The 15,451-nt window shown below is 57.5% G+C and carries 15 protein-coding genes and 2 pseudogenes; 11 read left to right on the top strand and 6 right to left on the bottom strand.

What is annotated here, in order from left to right:
• Positions 1-4 precede the first annotated feature (4 nt).
• The 11 genes and pseudogenes from P9A16_RS27175 (at position 5) to P9A16_RS27125 (ending at position 8,524) form a co-directional block, all read left to right on the top strand.
• A complete protein-coding gene (locus tag P9A16_RS27175) occupies positions 5-838 on the top strand; it encodes a GntR family transcriptional regulator (RefSeq protein ID WP_278026110.1) in 834 nt (277 codons plus the stop codon).
• Positions 828-1,664, top strand: coding sequence for a 5-dehydro-4-deoxy-D-glucuronate isomerase (gene kduI / locus P9A16_RS27170; protein ID WP_278026109.1), 837 nt, complete (start codon positions 828-830; stop codon positions 1,662-1,664). The genes P9A16_RS27175 and kduI overlap by 11 nt, the downstream gene beginning before the upstream one ends.
• 5 nt (positions 1,665-1,669) lie before the next feature.
• Entirely contained in the window at positions 1,670-2,425 is a 756-nt protein-coding gene (kduD, locus tag P9A16_RS27165) for a 2-dehydro-3-deoxy-D-gluconate 5-dehydrogenase KduD (protein ID WP_278026108.1), read from the top strand.
• Positions 2,426-2,468: 43 nt separating this feature from the next.
• Positions 2,469-3,152 carry an amino acid ABC transporter permease gene (locus P9A16_RS27160; RefSeq protein WP_278026107.1) on the top strand — a complete coding sequence of 228 codons (684 nt, stop codon included), beginning with the start codon at positions 2,469-2,471 and terminating at the stop codon, positions 3,150-3,152.
• A gap of 11 nt (positions 3,153-3,163) precedes the next feature.
• On the top strand, positions 3,164-3,817 hold the full coding sequence (locus P9A16_RS27155; RefSeq protein ID WP_278026106.1) for an amino acid ABC transporter permease: 654 nt from the start codon (positions 3,164-3,166) through the stop codon (positions 3,815-3,817).
• Positions 3,801-4,529: an amino acid ABC transporter ATP-binding protein gene (locus tag P9A16_RS27150; protein WP_278026105.1), complete on the top strand. Its 729-nt coding sequence runs from the start codon at positions 3,801-3,803 to the stop codon at positions 4,527-4,529. Before P9A16_RS27155 ends, P9A16_RS27150 begins: the two co-directional genes overlap by 17 nt.
• A 108-nt stretch (positions 4,530-4,637) precedes the next feature.
• Positions 4,638-5,432 (top strand): transporter substrate-binding domain-containing protein, encoded by a 795-nt coding sequence (locus P9A16_RS27145; RefSeq protein WP_278026104.1) that lies wholly within the window; start codon positions 4,638-4,640, stop codon positions 5,430-5,432.
• Between the two features lie 67 nt (positions 5,433-5,499).
• Positions 5,500-6,519: a zinc-dependent alcohol dehydrogenase gene (locus P9A16_RS27140; RefSeq protein ID WP_278026103.1), complete on the top strand. Its 1,020-nt coding sequence runs from the start codon at positions 5,500-5,502 to the stop codon at positions 6,517-6,519.
• A gap of 119 nt (positions 6,520-6,638) precedes the next feature.
• Positions 6,639-7,073 (top strand): annotated as a pseudogene (locus P9A16_RS27135) (LysR substrate-binding domain-containing protein); the annotation flags it as partial.
• Between the two features lie 186 nt (positions 7,074-7,259).
• The gene (locus tag P9A16_RS27130; RefSeq protein ID WP_104840661.1) at positions 7,260-7,463 is read left to right on the top strand and encodes a cold-shock protein; all 204 of its coding nucleotides are present in this window, start codon (positions 7,260-7,262) and stop codon (positions 7,461-7,463) included.
• A 164-nt stretch (positions 7,464-7,627) separates the two neighbouring features.
• Complete coding sequence (locus P9A16_RS27125; RefSeq protein ID WP_278026102.1) at positions 7,628-8,524, top strand: restriction endonuclease; 897 nt, start codon at positions 7,628-7,630, stop codon at positions 8,522-8,524.
• Positions 8,525-8,680: 156 nt separating this feature from the next.
• Here P9A16_RS27125 and P9A16_RS27120 read toward each other — a convergent pair whose 3' ends face one another.
• From P9A16_RS27120 to P9A16_RS27100, 6 genes and pseudogenes are all read right to left on the bottom strand, one after another.
• The gene (locus P9A16_RS27120) at positions 8,681-9,733 is read right to left on the bottom strand and encodes a TIR domain-containing protein (protein WP_278026101.1); all 1,053 of its coding nucleotides are present in this window, start codon (positions 9,731-9,733) and stop codon (positions 8,681-8,683) included.
• 431 nt (positions 9,734-10,164) lie between these two features.
• Complete coding sequence (locus tag P9A16_RS27115; protein ID WP_278026100.1) at positions 10,165-10,767, bottom strand: TIR domain-containing protein; 603 nt, start codon at positions 10,765-10,767, stop codon at positions 10,165-10,167.
• A gap of 15 nt (positions 10,768-10,782) precedes the next feature.
• Positions 10,783-11,220, bottom strand: a pseudogene (locus tag P9A16_RS35810) (hypothetical protein); the annotation flags it as partial.
• A gap of 352 nt (positions 11,221-11,572) precedes the next feature.
• Positions 11,573-14,131, bottom strand: a complete 2,559-nt coding sequence (locus P9A16_RS27110) for a patatin-like phospholipase family protein (RefSeq protein WP_278026099.1) — start codon at positions 14,129-14,131, stop codon at positions 11,573-11,575.
• A gap of 117 nt (positions 14,132-14,248) precedes the next feature.
• The gene (locus tag P9A16_RS27105) at positions 14,249-14,890 is read right to left on the bottom strand and encodes a hypothetical protein (RefSeq protein WP_278026098.1); all 642 of its coding nucleotides are present in this window, start codon (positions 14,888-14,890) and stop codon (positions 14,249-14,251) included.
• Positions 14,891-14,893: 3 nt separating this feature from the next.
• Positions 14,894-15,382 (bottom strand): TIR domain-containing protein, encoded by a 489-nt coding sequence (locus tag P9A16_RS27100; protein ID WP_278026097.1) that lies wholly within the window; start codon positions 15,380-15,382, stop codon positions 14,894-14,896.
• Between the last annotated feature and the right edge of the window lie 69 nt (positions 15,383-15,451).

The following is a 15,451-nucleotide window of genomic DNA, read 5'->3' as shown; positions in this document are numbered from 1 at the left end:
AAGAATGGCGATATTCCGCCATGACGATTTGCATTTGGTGGAGGAACTGCGCGTGAACGACGTGCAAGCTCGCCCGCGCAAGCGGCGATCCCTTTCGGGAGTGACCAGCATTTCGCACCAGCGGGCGGCGGCGCCACGGGCGGCGACGCTGATTTACCAGCACCTGCTCGAAGATATCGTCACCTTGCGGCGAAAGCCGATGGACCTGCTGAACGAGAAGGAGCTCGCCGAGCATTTCGGGGTCAGCCGCACGCCGATCCGCGAAGCCATCATCCGGCTATCCGACGACGGGCTCGTTGACGTCTTTCCGCAGTCGGGCACGTTCGTTTCCCGCATCCCGCGGCGCGCGCTTTATGAAGCCATCCTGATCCGAAAATCGCTGGAAAACACGAATGTCTCCCTGGCGATCGAGAAGGCTACGCCGGCTGATCTAGACGGCCTCGACCGCCTCTTGAAGGAGCAGGCCGAATGTCGCGAAGCCGGCGACTACAAGCAGTTCCATGAACTCGATACGGCCTTTCATCGCCAGATCAACGTTTGCGCAGGTTTTCCTGGCATCTGGACAATGATCCAGCAGGTCAAGGTGCACATCGATCGCTACCGGCTCCTGACTCTGCCTCAGGAAGGTCGCCTGTTGCGCGTCGTCGAGGAGCACAAGGCCGTCGTGGATGGTCTGCGCCGCCGCGACGCCGCGTCGGCAGTCGATGCGATGGAATTCCATCTCGGGCAGATGCTCCGGGAAATCGACGACATAACCGACCTGAACCCCGCATACTTCATCGATGACGACAAGCGCGGGCCATCAGGCCATCAGGAGAGAGCAGACGATGAGAGTTGACGTGCGGCACGCCGCCCACCCGCAGGATGTCAAGCGATACGAGACGGAAATGCTGCGAGAGCATTTCCTCGTGGAAACCGTCTTCATTGCCGATGAGATTTGCCTGACCTATTCGCACTACGACCGCATGATCATCGGTGGGATCGTACCGACCAGCCGTGCACTCGTGATCGAGGCGCCTGCCGCCGTAGGCCAAGCGACGTTTCTCGCCGAGCGCGAAATGGGCGCGATCAATCTCGGCGGCACCGGCTCCATCACGGTCGATGGAGAAACTTACGACATCGCCCGCTTCGATTGCCTTTACATCGGAAAGGGCGCGGCGGACGTGAGCTTCTCGAGCGCCTCCGGTTCCGATCCGGCACGCTTCTATATCGTTTCCACGCCCGCGCACGAGACGCACCCGAACGTGCTGCTGAAACCGGATCAGGTGCGTCGTGTTTCGGCAGGCGAGAAGGCAACGGCGAACGAACGTACCATCTTCCAGTATGTGCATCCCGACGTCTGCCAATCCTGCCAGCTCACGATGGGCCTCACCCGCCTGGCGGAAGGCAGCGTCTGGAACACAATGCCGTCGCACACGCACGATCGACGTTCGGAGGCCTATCTCTATTTCGACATGGACCCCGCCCACCGCGTGTTTCACTTCATGGGCGAACCGCAGCAGACACGCCACATGCTGGTGGCGAGCGATCAGGCGATCATTTCCCCTCCATGGTCGATCCATTCGGGCGTGGGCACCAGCAACTACAGTTTTATCTGGGCCATGGGCGGAGACAACAAGAGCTTCACCGACATGGACCATCTGGCAATTAGTGAACTGAGGTAAGCAATATGTCATCTTCCTTCGACCTTTCGGGCCGCGTGGCCGTCGTCACCGGTGCCAACACGGGTATTGGTCAGGGCATCGCGATCGCGCTTGCAAAGGCGGGCGCCTCGATCGTTGCCGTCGGCCGCTCCGCCATGGACGAGACGAAAGCGCAGATCGACGCGGTAGGCAGCACTTTCCATGAGGTCCGCGCTGACCTCGACTCCATCGCACCGGTCGACGACATCGTCACGGAAGCCATTTCGAAATTCGGCGCGCTGGACATCCTCGTCAATAATGCAGGGATTATTCGCCGGGCCGACGCCATCGACTTCACCGAAGCCGACTGGGATGCCGTCATGAACGTCAATCTGAAGACGGCGTTCTTCCTCTCGCAGGCCGCTGCCAGGCATATGCTTCCGCGCGGCACGGGCAAGATCATCAACATCGCTTCGCTGCTGTCCTTCCAGGGCGGCATCCGCATTCCGTCCTATACCGCATCGAAGAGCGGCCTTGCAGGCCTGACGCGGCTGCTCGCCTGCGAGTGGGCAGGCAAGGGCGTCAACGTCAATGCGATAGCGCCAGGCTATTTCGTTACCAACAACACGACCGCTTTGCGCGAAGACCCGGACCGCAACGCCGCGATCCTCGGACGCATCCCGGCCGGTCGCTGGGGCGTGCCGGAAGAACTCGGCGGCGCGGCCGTGTTCCTGGCCTCCGACGCCGCCAACTACGTGCACGGGACCGTTCTACCCGTCGATGGCGGCTGGCTGGCGCGCTAAGGGGTCATGTAGGCTCCAAAAGCCATCTTGGGAGGGAAAGGGCATGAACTATCAATTTGATTTCTCAGCGTTGTTGCCCTACTGGGGGGAGTTCCTTTCGGGCGCCGCCGTGACGCTTCAGCTGACGGTGTTTTCGGTGGCGATAGGCCTCGTGATCGGTGTGCTTTGCGCTGTCGCTCGTCGCTCGACGCTCGCGTGGCTGCGCACCGCCGTCGGCATGTATGTCGAGGTCATCCGGAACACGCCGTTCATCGTGCAGATCTTTTTCATCTTCTTCGGTCTTTCGTCGATCGGCATTAGGATGCCGATCGTTGTTGCGGCAATCTTCGCACTGGTGATCAATGTCGGGGCTTACACGGCGGAAATCGTCCGGGCCGGCATGGATTCCATCCACCCGAGTCAGATCGAAGCGGCCGAGTCCCTGGGCCTATCGAAATTCCAGATCTATCGCGACATCATCCTGATGCCGGCCATCGAGCGGGTCTATCCGGCGCTTTCAAGCCAGTTCATCCTTATGATGCTGACAACCTCGATTGCCTCGCAGATTTCCGCCGAGGAATTGACGGGCGTCGCCAACAACATCCAGTCGAACACATTCCGCTCGCTGGAAACCTATTTCGTGATCGCCGTTCTTTACATCGGCATCACCTATCTCATGCGCCTTGCTTTCCACGGTATCGGCCTTATTGCCTTCCCGCGCCGTCGCCGGCTCGGCACGTCGCTGTAAAGGGGGCGATCATGCTTGGCTCTTTTACCTCGAACCATCTCGTATATCTGCTGAACGGCCTGATGTGGACGGTTGTGCTTTCGGCTCTGGCTTTCGCTCTCGGAGGGCTCGCCGGCTTCGTTGTCATGCTGGGGCGCGTGTCGCGCTTCAGATGGGTGCGGCTCATCAGCCAGTTCTACGTGCAGATCGTCCAGGGCACGCCGCTGCTGATCCTCATGTTCATCATGTATTTCGGCCTCAGCGTCTTCGGCATCTCTGTTCCTGCACTCGTAGCGGCTGCCATCGGCATGATGATCTATTCCAGCGCCTACCTTGGCGAGATCTGGCGAGGTTGCGTGGAATCGATATCGAAAACCCAGTTCGAAGCGGCCGAATGTCTCGGTTTGACACGCTGGCAGGCGCTCATCGACGTGATCCTGCCTCAGGCGCTGCGCATCGCCACACCGCCGACGGTTGGCTTCATGGTCCAGCTCGTCAAGAATACCTCGCTCGCATCGGTCGTCGGTTTCCTTGAATTGACGCGCGCCGCACAGGTCATCAACAACTCGCTTTTCCAGCCGTTTCTGGTCTTCGGCATCGCGGCCGCGCTCTATTTCGCCGTCTGCTACCCCCTGTCCGCCTGGAGCCGTTCGCTCGAAAGGAAACTCAATGCCGGCCGTCGTTAAACTCAACAATGTCGTGAAGCGTTTCGGTGCGCTGGAGGTCCTCAAGGGCGTATCTTTCGATATCGATCCGGGACAGGTGGTGGCGCTGATCGGCCAATCCGGCTCGGGCAAGAGCACGGCATTGCGCTGTATCAACCATCTGGAGACCATTCAGGCTGGCACGATCGAGGTCTGCGGCCACCGGGTCGAGGATCCCGAACTCGATCTACGCGCTTTGCGTAAGGATGTCGGCATGGTGTTCCAGAGCTACAACCTGTTTCCGCATATGAACGTGGCGGAAAACATCATGCTGGCGCTGCGCCGGGTGAAGAAGGTTTCGCGCCCCGACGCGCACGACATCGCGAAGAAGGTGCTCGCCAAGGTCGGCCTGTCCGAGAAGATCGAGGCCTATCCCGAGCAGCTTTCCGGCGGCCAGCAGCAGCGCGTCGCCATCGCCCGATCGCTCGCGATGGAACCCAAGGTCATGCTGTTCGACGAGGTGACGTCGGCACTCGACCCGAAGCTAACCAGCGAAGTACTGCGCGTCATGGAAGATCTCGCCCGCGGCGGCATGACGATGATCATCGTCACCCATGAAATGGGCTTCGCCAAGCGGGCGGCGAATAAGGTCATCTACATGCACACGGGCAAGGTCCACGAAATGGGCGGCCCGGACATCCTTGCAGCCCCGCAGACCGCTGAGTTGAAGGAATTTTTGTCGAGCGATCTTTGAGGAGCGTGCCAGGCGCGCGCCTACAGCAATTCCAGAACTGGCATCAGCCGGCTCAGGGGAGGAAAGCCCGTAGTTTGACGGGTAAATTTCAACGGTGAGGAGAACGACATGAATATGAAAACCATTTCTAAACTCAGTCTCGTGGCGGGCGTCGCGCTCATGGCTTTCGCCGGCGTCGTACGGGCGGACGGGCTCGAGAACATCAAGAAGGCGGGCAAGGTGCGCATCGCGGTTGCCATGGGTATACCACAGTATTCCTTTGTCGATGGCGATCTCAAGGCCACCGGCTCGGACGTCGAAACGGCGCGTCTGATCGCCAAGGATCTCGGCGTGGAGCTGGAGCTGGTCGAGATCACCAATGCCGCGCGCGTGCCGACCGTCCAGACGGGCAAAGCCGACATGGTTGTTTCCGCCCTCGGCATCACCGAGGAGCGCAAAAAGGCCATCGATTATTCCGTGCCTTATGCCACGCTTTCGATCATCGTGGCGGCACCCGCGAGCATCGAAATCAAGGGCTATGACGACCTGGCAGGCAAGACCATCGGCGTCACCCGCGCCACGACCAACGACCAGGACATCACAGCGAAAGCCTCCGGTGCCAATATTCGCCGCTTCGAGGATGACGCAACCCTGATTACCTCCGTCGTGTCGGGTCAGATCGACATCATCTCCAGCCAGTCGGCAGTGATCGGCGGCATTAACGCACGCCGCTCCGGCGAGCCGATCGAGACCAAGTTCACACAGGCCGAAACCAATCTCGGAATCGGCATCGCCAAGGGCGAAGCCAATTTGAAGACGTGGCTCGACGATTGGGTCAAAACCAACTTCGAGAACGGCACTATCCGCAAGGTCTTCACCCAGTTCCACAATAGAGAACTGCCGGATGACCTGACCTCGCGCTAATCGAAAGCCGCCACTTCGCGGGGCCGGCCAGCCGGCCCCGCTTCCGCAACCACCAAGGACCTAGATGATGAAGGCTGCATTCTATACCGGCAACAAGACGTTCGAGATCCGTGACATCGAGGCCAAGGCGCCTGCGGCAGACGAAGTCGCCATCAAAGTTGCCTACAACGGCATCTGCGGTACGGACATGCATGCCTATCACGGCGCGATGGATGCCCGCATCGGTCACAACCGCATCATCGGCCACGAAATGTCCGGCACAGTTGCAGCGCTTGGCGCGTCCGTCAGCGGGCTTGCGATCGGCGACGCCGTTGCCGTGCGACCGCTGAGGCCCTGTGGCAACTGCCCGGCCTGTAACGGTGGCATATCCCATATCTGCCACAACCTGAAATTCCTCGGCCTTGATTCCGACGGCGCGCTGCAGGAGCAGTGGAACGTACCCGCCTATGCCGTGCACAAATTGCCGGCCGGCATCAGCCTCGAGCACGCGGCACTTGCCGAACCCGTCGCCGTTGCATGCCATGACGTTCGTCTCGGCCGTGTGAAGGCCGGTGAGGACGTACTGATCATCGGCGGCGGACCGATCGGCATCCTCATCGGCATGGTGGCAAAGCAGGCCGGCGCGAAGGTAACGATTTCGGAAGTCAACCCGCATCGCCTTGCCATCGCTGAAAAGCTAGGCTTCGCGACACTCAATCCGAAGGATGCCGACGTCGCGGCGACGATTATGACGAAGACCGGCAAGAAGGGCGCGGACGTCGTTTTCGAAGTGTCCGGCACACAAGCGGGTACGTCACTGATGACGGAAGCTGCCGCTTCGCGCGGCCGTATCGTTATGGTTGCGATCCACACGAAAAAGCCCGAAGTCGATCTGTTCCGCTTCTTCTGGCGGGAACTCGAACTGATCGGCGTACGCGTCTACGAGAAAGAAGATTTCGATCAGGCGATCGACCTGATCGCCAGCGGTGCTATCGACGGCGATACCATGATAACCGACATCCGCGGCATCGACGAAACCGGAGAGGCCTTCGCGGCGCTGGACGGTAATGCCACAGCGATGAAAAGCCTGATCCGCGTGGCCGGCTGACGGAGATAAATAGACCTGACGATGCCGTACCACCTCGGCATTGTTCCTGTCTTGAGCCCTAATATCGAGGAAAAGGTCTCAGCTTAAAGTGGCGTTTTGGTGTGCTGTTGGAAGACTTCAGGCCGCAACGACATGCTGTGGTAGGATCTCCGGAATACATCGCAAAGCATGGGATACCGATGGTCCCCCCGGATCTCCTTGCTCATAGTTGCATTCGCGTTCGCCTGCCTGATGGCTCCCTGTTTCGCTGGCGGTTTGAAAAGGACGGCGAGCAGGTTCAGATAGATGTTCGCGGCCAGATCACGCTAGATGAAGCTAGCCTCACGCGAACTGCGGTGCTTGATGGTGCTGGCTTGGGCTACATCTTTGAGCAGGACATTGTTTCAGAGATCGAAGCGGGACAGGTCATTCGTGTGTTGGCAGACTGGACGCCGCCTTATCCTGGGCTTTGCGTGTACTATCCCGGACGCCGAAACCTATCGGCAGGTGTGAGAGTGTTCCTGGAGTTAGCTCGCGAGCTTTCGCGTATGGGTGATCAGCGCCCGAAATCCTGAACGTTCCTCTCGCCTTGAAGGGATACGAACTATCGGCCGGTCATTTCGGTAGCCGATTGATATGATATACAAATACTTAGCGTAAAATCGTCCGAACCGGCGGATTTGCTCGCCATGGAGATCCTTGCCGTACCGATCGTTGACCGGTATTGCGTTGGGGGACGCTCAGCAACCGACGAGGACAAGATGGCAACTGGCACTGTAAAATTCTTCGCTCAAGACAAGGGCTTTGGCTTCATTACTCCTGACAATGGCGGCCCAGACGTATTCGTTCACATCTCAGCGGTCGGTTTCGGCGGATCTCTTCAGGATGGTCAGAAGGTCAGCTACGACATGGGACAGGACCGCAAGACCGGCAAGTCGAAGGCCGAGAACGTCAGCGTTCTTTGAAGTAACGTCGCCACGGCTCGCCTTCCGGCAATGTGCATCGCCGGCAGGCGGGCAATAGACATTGTGGTTCAAAACGGAAAGCCCGGGATTCCCGTTTCCGTGATTGCATACCGGTCCGGTGTTGCGCCAAATTGGCTAGCAAAAGAAATTTCGCGAGCAAATCGATGGCGGAACTAACGACTACCGACATGGCGTTGATTGACAAGATCTTCGGAATGTACGGCGGATATGTCCTGGACTTCAGCAACGACCGTTTCGCGGCATTTTTCAACCGCGATCTCAAGATCGACATCTATCACGACCGCTATGCGATATACGGCACCTCCAAAGGGAAGCATTTCCGTGCGTTCCTTGAGATCTCACCGAACGCAGACGTAGTCCGCACGCTCACTGCGTTGTGGGAATATCGCGAAACCGGAATGCTTGATCGTGGGGAAGAAGAAGCGGTACCCAACGCACGACAGCGCCTTAGCAGTATGCTGCAGAAGCTAGGCGGAAAGCCACTTCCGTCCGATCCCAACACCGCACCTGCGCCGCCACCGCCGGCACCCGAACCGAAAGGACCGAGTGAGGGCGTCCTTCTTGCGCTGGAGCAGGAGTTCCTTGTTCTAACGGCGATGGACGAAGCCCCCCAACAGCGAGGATACGCGTTCGAACGCTTCTTGAAGCGCTGGTTCGACGTATGGGGCCTAGATGCACACGCGTCGTTTCGTACCTCAGGCGAACAGATCGACGGTTCATTTCAGCACGAAGGAAGCACTTACCTTGTCGAAGCCAAGTGGCATTCGCGGCCGGCTGACGCCGCAATGCTTCACAGTTTCCAGGGAAAATTGCTAGAACGCCCGGATTGGACCCGAGGGCTTTACGTTTCGTACGGCAGCTTTTCCGGCGAAAGCTTTGACGCTTTCACCGCCCGCCGCTTGATCATGATGGATGGTGCCGACATCTACCACGCCCTGAACCGCCGGCTCGATCTTGGAGAGGTCGTGCGGAAAAAAGTCCGCCATCACTCGGAGCGGCGCCAGCCCTTCGCCCACGTCACGGACCTGTTCCCTGCTTAAGGTTGGCGGATGAAACTGTTTGACAACCGGGTTTGGGAGATGAGCAGAAAGGGTGAGTTTCATATCCTCAAATTGCATCAAAGGGGCGCCACGCCTACGACGCCCTCGCTCCGATATTTCGCCGACCGGTAGCACATGTGTTTGAGTCTTCCCACCTTACGGTAGGTGGCCATGACTGGGGTCGATAATCGCCCGGACTCTCATTTCAAGCTCATTGCGATCGCGACACGGATACGTAGCGAGGGTGCGGGCTTGAGGCGGCACGACGCGGCTATCATCAAGGCATAGAAGTGCAATGCGCAACAGTCCCTTGCCTGATCGTTCGAATGCGAACTCCAGTTCGTCGAAGCACCATGGACTGAGCATGAACTCTTTGCAGTACAATGCAAGAAAGACGTCGCTTCTCACGATGTTGCGCCGGATTTCGCCGGTGATCTCCGCGCCGACCTCGAAACTATCATCGTCCCGGAAGACCTCTGCATTGCGGCGCCGCAAGAGTGCTTCGATCTGGTCCGCTGCAGCAGAACGTTCCCGCGGGTAGCTGATAAAAAACCGACTAGGCGCAGCAACCGTCCTTCTACCAACCACTTTCGGCTCGACCAGCCTCTCCAGGAGGGGCACTGCATCCTTGGGGGCGCCGGATAATCGGTCCGCGTCGTGGCCGAGCGCGTCGGAAAGCTCGTACCGATGACGATCCAGGTAAGCGGCGCCTGCTCCGCCGAGGAAACCCAAGGGGAGCACGGGAACACGCCGAGTCGCTGCAAGGCTTAGAAGAAGGCTGGCTGTCCCATCCGACTTCCCGCCGATGACGATGACGCCCTGGCAGGTATCGAGCGCTGCTAACTGTGCAAGAAGCCAAGCATGCTCGAGATTGGGCCGATTGTCCGATGTAACCGGGACCGCATGATAAAATCGATGGGCATCTTGCGCTTTCTGCGTTGCTAGAAGAGCGTCGAGTGTCTCGCGAATGGACGGAAGGTTTGGCAGGTGGATTTCTAGACGGCCTTGTAGCCTGTCCGCCGGATCAGTCGTCACCCAACCACGTAATGCCGGTACATCTGCGCTCCCCTCGAAAGGACTGCATAAAAGAAGATCATGCCCACGCCTGGCGATCTCGCTTCCCAAGTGCACGGCGCAAGCGTCCAGCTCCCCCACATTTTGTGGCGGCTCCCCCACTTTGGTGCTCCCGCCTATTACGAATATTTTCAATCTCTCTCTCTAATCTGCTCGCGTCTCACCCGTTGTACCTGGCCGTCCATCGAATCACATCATGACCGGCCACGTAAATGAAGCAAATATCTCCTTACCGACTTATCCATCTCGGATCTGTCACAGCGCAAAGCCCGCCAAGAAAGAACTTCGGCTGGACCTCAGAAGACGATTATTTGTCGAGCAACGAGAGGAGGCGCCGAGGCATGCACAACAACCGGACATCGTGGAAGGTATGGCAATCGCTGCGATCCGTCATAAATCGGCATCGACGTGATCCAAGAGTGCACCCCCAAGCTCGTGCGCCGCTAAACTCTCGCCAAAACTAGAGCAACGCCACTGATCGGAACCGGCCCAGCTGCGGCCTACGCCGGATGCTTACAATTATCGCGACCACCCACATGAAGCAGACTTTTAAATCCCCAATGGGCTCACCGTCCAGCCAAACCCGCTGCCGTTTCGATCCAGTCGCCTATGTTCTGGCGACCATTTTGCTTGGTGAAGTCATAGCGAAGGTAGTGGCTCGATATCTGGACGACCGTGTCGCTGGGCGGCGCTTTGAACCAGAGATCACCCGCAGGGACCGCTAGGGTATAGTCCTCATACTTCACCCACTTGCCGCTTTTCCATTCAGCGAAGAAGATGCCACTCGGCGCTTTATAGAGTCCCACCTGTGCTAGTGGATCGGCACCTTTAACGCCAACCACGCCCATCTTGTTCTTGACGCCGTAAATATCGACGGTGAGCAAGCCATTCCCCTTCAAGACGCTACGAACAATCTCGTAGCGGACCCACCGTCTCTGCCAGGTGTTTTCACCGGCAAGGACACACGTTACCGACGTGTTTTCCAGGCCATTCCGCAGGAAGTTTTTCAACGCGGTGGCGCTCTCGTTTTTCGTAGCCTCGAATACGCTGCTATCGAAGAAGCCGCGGTCAATCTGATCTTGCGAACGGACAACCCAGCTATTTCGCACGTTCCACGCGCGCCAGCTGTCTTCATCATGATGAAATGAAAAGAACGTTCGCCGCGCCATTAACTAAATCCCGCCCTAAGCCGTCTTCCGGAATGCTTGCGCGTCAGAAGTCCACTCCCGCCAGCTCTTATGGTCGGTGCTCGAGCGATGCACCCTCAAGTCTTTGAGCGAGAGGGCGCTTTCATCAATCCACGGATAGATCCCGAGGTACTCCTGACCGTAAAACGAATACTCCTCGCTCTTCGTCACCGGAAGGACGGCAACCGCGCCCCTGTATCCGTCGAAATACCCCAACTCCCACGGCATCCACTTCGAGGCTCCGGAGTTGCCGCTGTGAAGATAGATTAACGAAAGGCAGTTCCGCATTCTGTTGCGCAGTGTTTCAGCGGTTGCTGGCTTCACATTGGCGCGGTCAAGCTCTGGGTCCTCGATCCAATCCACGTAGACCGAGCGCCCGTGGTCTTCAAGTATCAGCTTGATACCAAGAACCAGCTCGGCATCTTTCGTAGAGTGACTAAGAAAAACGTCATATGTCTAGTACGACCTAAAGTCGCGCGCCGCTTCATTCAGAATCGTTGGCGCGGACTTGGAAATCGTCGCGCGTTTCGCGCGGCTGCGAGCGCGGTCTTCCGTAATTGTAGGCATGTGGCGTCCATCTGGGATGAGCGGATGCCCAAAACCTACATAAGAAAAACTTCCTGGCAATGTGTGGAGATGCGCCTATTCGAAATTTCCACAGTTACAGATGGGTATCGCCTCGCGATTGCAACCTTATAGTCAGCCGGGGCGACGGTATAGAAGATGTTCGTGACAAATGTGAACACAATCACGCATGCGTCCGCCATACTGATCGCTTCGTTTCATTTCAGATTGGCGCGATCTCGCCGAAGTTCTTGGCATACTTCTTCATCCATTCCTCCACGCCGACTGAAGCCTTGGTCGAAAGCTCCTCTATGATCGCTTCCATAAAGAGTTTATCTCCAATATGCTCGCCCAAGGATCGGTAAGCCTCGAATTGGGTTTCCGAGAAGAACTGATCAAGGGTCGAGTGATGCGGAAATGACGGTTCGTCTAGACGATACCGCCTCAGGAACTCGCCCTCGTTTCCCGTAAGCGAGAGCTTCACGTAGAGCAAATAGCCGATTTCCCAAGGCTGCTTAGCTTCCCCGGTCGGGTAGCGAATTCGGCAGAACCGGAAGTGTGAACGGCTGAAGCCGGAATCTAGCAACCGGATCTCGTCAAGCTCGGCATCAATTATGACCCCCATGTCGATATAGGCGAGCCGCTGGAGGTTGGTGAGCGCATGGAAGGTCATTTTGGGGTCGGCCTCACCATCGACCGCGACGATGTATCGGCACCGCCGACGCAACAGCTCGTAGACACCCAGATTCTCGATATGCCCGCCATCTGAGATGTTGACGTAAGGAAGGTGATCACTGGCGGTCGCCGTGAATTCGCGAAACAGATACCGGATGCCGGGTTCTCGACGCCACCACCGCTGGGTCGCCGGCGCGTCATTCTTTCCCGCTATTCGGGGTTTCTTTAGCCAGGCATTTAGGCGCATGTTGAAGAGGGTTAGCCAGAAACTACCCTGTTTCGTGGTTCTCAGTCCCATCTGAGGGGAAACCGCACCACCCGAGAGAGCCATGGCCGCTGCGAGATCAAGTTTAGGATTGAGTTCCTCCCATGCCTTGGTGTCTTGATAACCAACAAGATTGCTGCCGGTCATCAGCGGAGTGAAGGTAAACACGTCAGAAAGACGGCCACGCATTCTCGGGTCGTCGGATCCCGGAGCATTAAGCGCACAATTTATGATGGGATAGAAGGAGAGATCTGGCTCGAACTCGCTGAGCCGGGGCAACGTTTCGATGCCATCCGCATGGATGAATGCCGTCGCCAGCTTGGAGCGATAGTATCGGTAAAGGGATGTCTCATTCACATCTATGAAGAACCAGAGGAGGCCCATGACAACGGCCATGATCGCAAGAACAATCAGCGTTCTTGAAAGATCCTGAGCCGCGAACGATGCGTAGAAGACGTGTTCGGAAAGTAGGATCAAAGCTACTGTCACCACGGGGATGAACATCGATCGCGCCCGCGCGAAAACAGCGAATATCGCTCCCAGGACAGCGATGACGGTCACACCAACAAGAAGAATGGCGAACAATCCATCGATTCCTGTTAGAAGCGCAAAGTTTCCCGTCAGTCGCGTGGCTCCGTCGTGGAACGCGCCTAAGAGCATCCAAAGGAGCGGAAAACAGAACAAAAAACCGAGACCTAGATGCCAGGCTGTCAATTCGCTCAGTTGCAGTCGTTCCTCTCGAGACACATTGCTCACGAGGATCAGCGCCACTATCGGAAATGCCCATCCTAGCCACGCTGGCACCTCAAGAAGCCGAAGGTTGGTCCGACCTAACAGTTCAATGGCCGCGAAAAAGGCCATGACACTGAGGGCGAGGACCGCGTTCACGAAGACGCCGTACATTGAGCGCATGACCAGAAGCAATCGCTCGACAAAACCAGCGGAGAGGAAGCTTGCCCGTTGCCTGACACGCGCCAATAGGTCCGATTCACGTTCCGTTCGCTTGAACGGCTCTTGATCGGCTAGCAGTCCCAACCCCTCGGCGGGGTTGGACGTACCTAGCAACGAAGTGAAGAAGCACCCCGCGTATCCACCGCCGGATACGGTCGATAGATAATCGAACTCTGGCAGAAGGTTCTTGCGTGAAAGCGCGGCGAGAACCCCAAGTGAGAAGGTAGCGCTCCGTATGCCGCCTCCAGACAGCGCGATGCCAGCTGCCCAGTCGCCATGGGAAAGCCTATAGCGCGCCCTTCGGCGTTGGACGGCCGCTTTCTCAAGAGCGCTGTAAGTCTCATGGCCTCCCGCAGGCCGCCATTCGGCCGCCCTTAGTAAGACTTCCCTCGCACCGTCGCGCGCGGATCGGCTCGGATTGTAAGACGCGGTCGTCCCCGCGAAAAACGCGAGGGCACGCTCCAGTACGCGCAGGGTGTTTTGGGTAGAGTATAGTTCGGCGCGGAACACATCGCTGGAGTCAAGCGCGTCGAGAGCACCGCTCTTGCTCAGGGGATGCCATTTCGCCGTGAACGGCCTGACCATCGTGTTCAAGGTATGCCAAACGAGAATCTCGAAGGTCCCACATCCCACATTGGCTGCCGTGATTACTCGCGCCGTGCCAAACAACTCGGCCACACTTTCAAGCGCACGTTTTTCCGTTCCGCTCCCATATGCCAGGCGGACCGTGGCGATGCGGGAAATCAACTCCGTGCGAAATTGATGAGCAGCCGCTTGGTTGGCCGCGTCGCCATTCCATTCGCTGTCACCGTAGACCGCCAAGAAATCCGCCCCGAAAAGATCGGTATTGGATAGCTCCGTCAGTTTCGATCGTATCGTATCGCTCGTCATTCCCACCCCCGATAATTGTCGGCGCTAAAAGAAGTTGAACGCGGCGTTCGCACGGGCTGCTTGGCGTCGTTTACGTGCCCCACTGTCATTGCCACAGTGGCCTTTAGTCTGCCGCGTCTAGTTGAAAATCTTGTCGTCGCTAACCGAATAGCGGGCCGCGCTTTGCTTGAATTGAAAGGGATCATCTACGACCCGATTAAGGTGAGCGGATTGGCTGGTTTTCAGCCAATCGAGGAGGTCCTGACACTCGTCGTCCAGATAGACCCGGTGTCCTCTCAGATTCGTGTAGCCGATCTCATCAAGAATTGCTTTTGGGACTTCCGGCGCTGACCTGCCGAAGTAAAAGAAATGCTCCGATACCAAAACACGGTCGGTACCAGTATCTGTCCCGATGTTGTGAAGGTCTGGCGTACCGTCCGGGCGGCTATGATGTGAATCAAGCTGTCGCCAATTGCCGTCCTCCTGACGATAGATATTGTCGCCCAGCATCATTACTCGGCTGCCGTTACGCACGGGTCGTTTGTCCCTGAACCTCGGGTCAGCCCAATACTCATTGAATGACAAAGTTTCCGTAACCTGCATCGCGAAAATGCTACGCCCCACCGCATCGAGTTTTGCGCCGCCCATCCCGATCACCCAGTCATCCGTTTTCGCCATGCGGCGGACGACTGGCTTACAGGTCGCGAGCGTGCAAACGCCATGGAAAGGATTTGGGGCGAAACCGAAGTCCCGTGCGACAACATACATGTAGACGGACATGAATCAGCATCGCGAGGTGGAGGAAGTGTGGACCGGTGTACGAGAGGAACCATCAGTATCCCGAAAATCTGGATCCGCGCCCTCCACAGCGTCAATAATCGCGTCTGGATTCCAGTTCACAAGATCACTGCCATAGTCTTCAAAAGCGGGCGGGATATCCGCTTTCGTCCCTCCACGGGTAAAGACGCCAATAATACGTTTGCCGAGCTCGTGAGCCTTTTTGATCTCCCAGTTCACCCAAGGACGAGCGTGCGTTTCCTTTCCGATCAGCACGATCACGGTCGACGCCCAGGACATCTTTATCCTTAGAAGTCGCTTGATCGCGTTATCGCTAACCAAACCTTTGTCCAGACGGTCCTGGTTGGCTGGTTTCGCGCGGATGGAGCTGTTTCGGATTTCGTATCCCTTCCGGCTGAGGGAGTCGGTGAGCTTCGTGACGTGTTCATCATCGGCATGATGGTGACTGATAAAAACGTGCCGTCTGCTAGGCATTTCGCTTCTCCAATTGCTTGACGAATCCTATACCATGGGTTGAATTAGGGCGCGATGGTTTGGGAGGAC

This window comes from Shinella sp. 838 (assembly GCF_029623935.1).
In the GTDB taxonomy this organism is placed as follows: Bacteria; Pseudomonadota; Alphaproteobacteria; order Rhizobiales; family Rhizobiaceae; genus Shinella.
The sequence above is the reverse complement of the archived record's forward strand: the minus strand, read 5'-3'. Positions and strand labels throughout refer to the sequence as shown.

What these genes read in the sequence shown, in the direction of transcription:
- P9A16_RS27175 (WP_278026110.1), top strand. Translation starts at nt 5, where the DNA reads ATGGCGATATTCCGCCATGACGATTTGCATTTGGTGGAGGAACTGCGC.
- kduI (WP_278026109.1), top strand. Translation starts at nt 828, where the DNA reads ATGAGAGTTGACGTGCGGCACGCCGCCCACCCGCAGGATGTCAAGCGA.
- kduD (WP_278026108.1), top strand. Translation starts at nt 1,670, where the DNA reads ATGTCATCTTCCTTCGACCTTTCGGGCCGCGTGGCCGTCGTCACCGGT.
- P9A16_RS27160 (WP_278026107.1), top strand. Translation starts at nt 2,469, where the DNA reads ATGAACTATCAATTTGATTTCTCAGCGTTGTTGCCCTACTGGGGGGAG.
- P9A16_RS27155 (WP_278026106.1), top strand. Translation starts at nt 3,164, where the DNA reads ATGCTTGGCTCTTTTACCTCGAACCATCTCGTATATCTGCTGAACGGC.
- P9A16_RS27150 (WP_278026105.1), top strand. Translation starts at nt 3,801, where the DNA reads ATGCCGGCCGTCGTTAAACTCAACAATGTCGTGAAGCGTTTCGGTGCG.
- P9A16_RS27145 (WP_278026104.1), top strand. Translation starts at nt 4,638, where the DNA reads ATGAATATGAAAACCATTTCTAAACTCAGTCTCGTGGCGGGCGTCGCG.
- P9A16_RS27140 (WP_278026103.1), top strand. Translation starts at nt 5,500, where the DNA reads ATGAAGGCTGCATTCTATACCGGCAACAAGACGTTCGAGATCCGTGAC.
- P9A16_RS27130 (WP_104840661.1), top strand. Translation starts at nt 7,260, where the DNA reads ATGGCAACTGGCACTGTAAAATTCTTCGCTCAAGACAAGGGCTTTGGC.
- P9A16_RS27125 (WP_278026102.1), top strand. Translation starts at nt 7,628, where the DNA reads ATGGCGGAACTAACGACTACCGACATGGCGTTGATTGACAAGATCTTC.
- P9A16_RS27115 (WP_278026100.1), bottom strand. Translation starts at nt 10,767, where the DNA reads ATGGCGCGGCGAACGTTCTTTTCATTTCATCATGATGAAGACAGCTGG.
- P9A16_RS27110 (WP_278026099.1), bottom strand. Translation starts at nt 14,131, where the DNA reads ATGACGAGCGATACGATACGATCGAAACTGACGGAGCTATCCAATACC.
- P9A16_RS27105 (WP_278026098.1), bottom strand. Translation starts at nt 14,890, where the DNA reads ATGTCCGTCTACATGTATGTTGTCGCACGGGACTTCGGTTTCGCCCCA.
- P9A16_RS27100 (WP_278026097.1), bottom strand. Translation starts at nt 15,382, where the DNA reads ATGCCTAGCAGACGGCACGTTTTTATCAGTCACCATCATGCCGATGAT.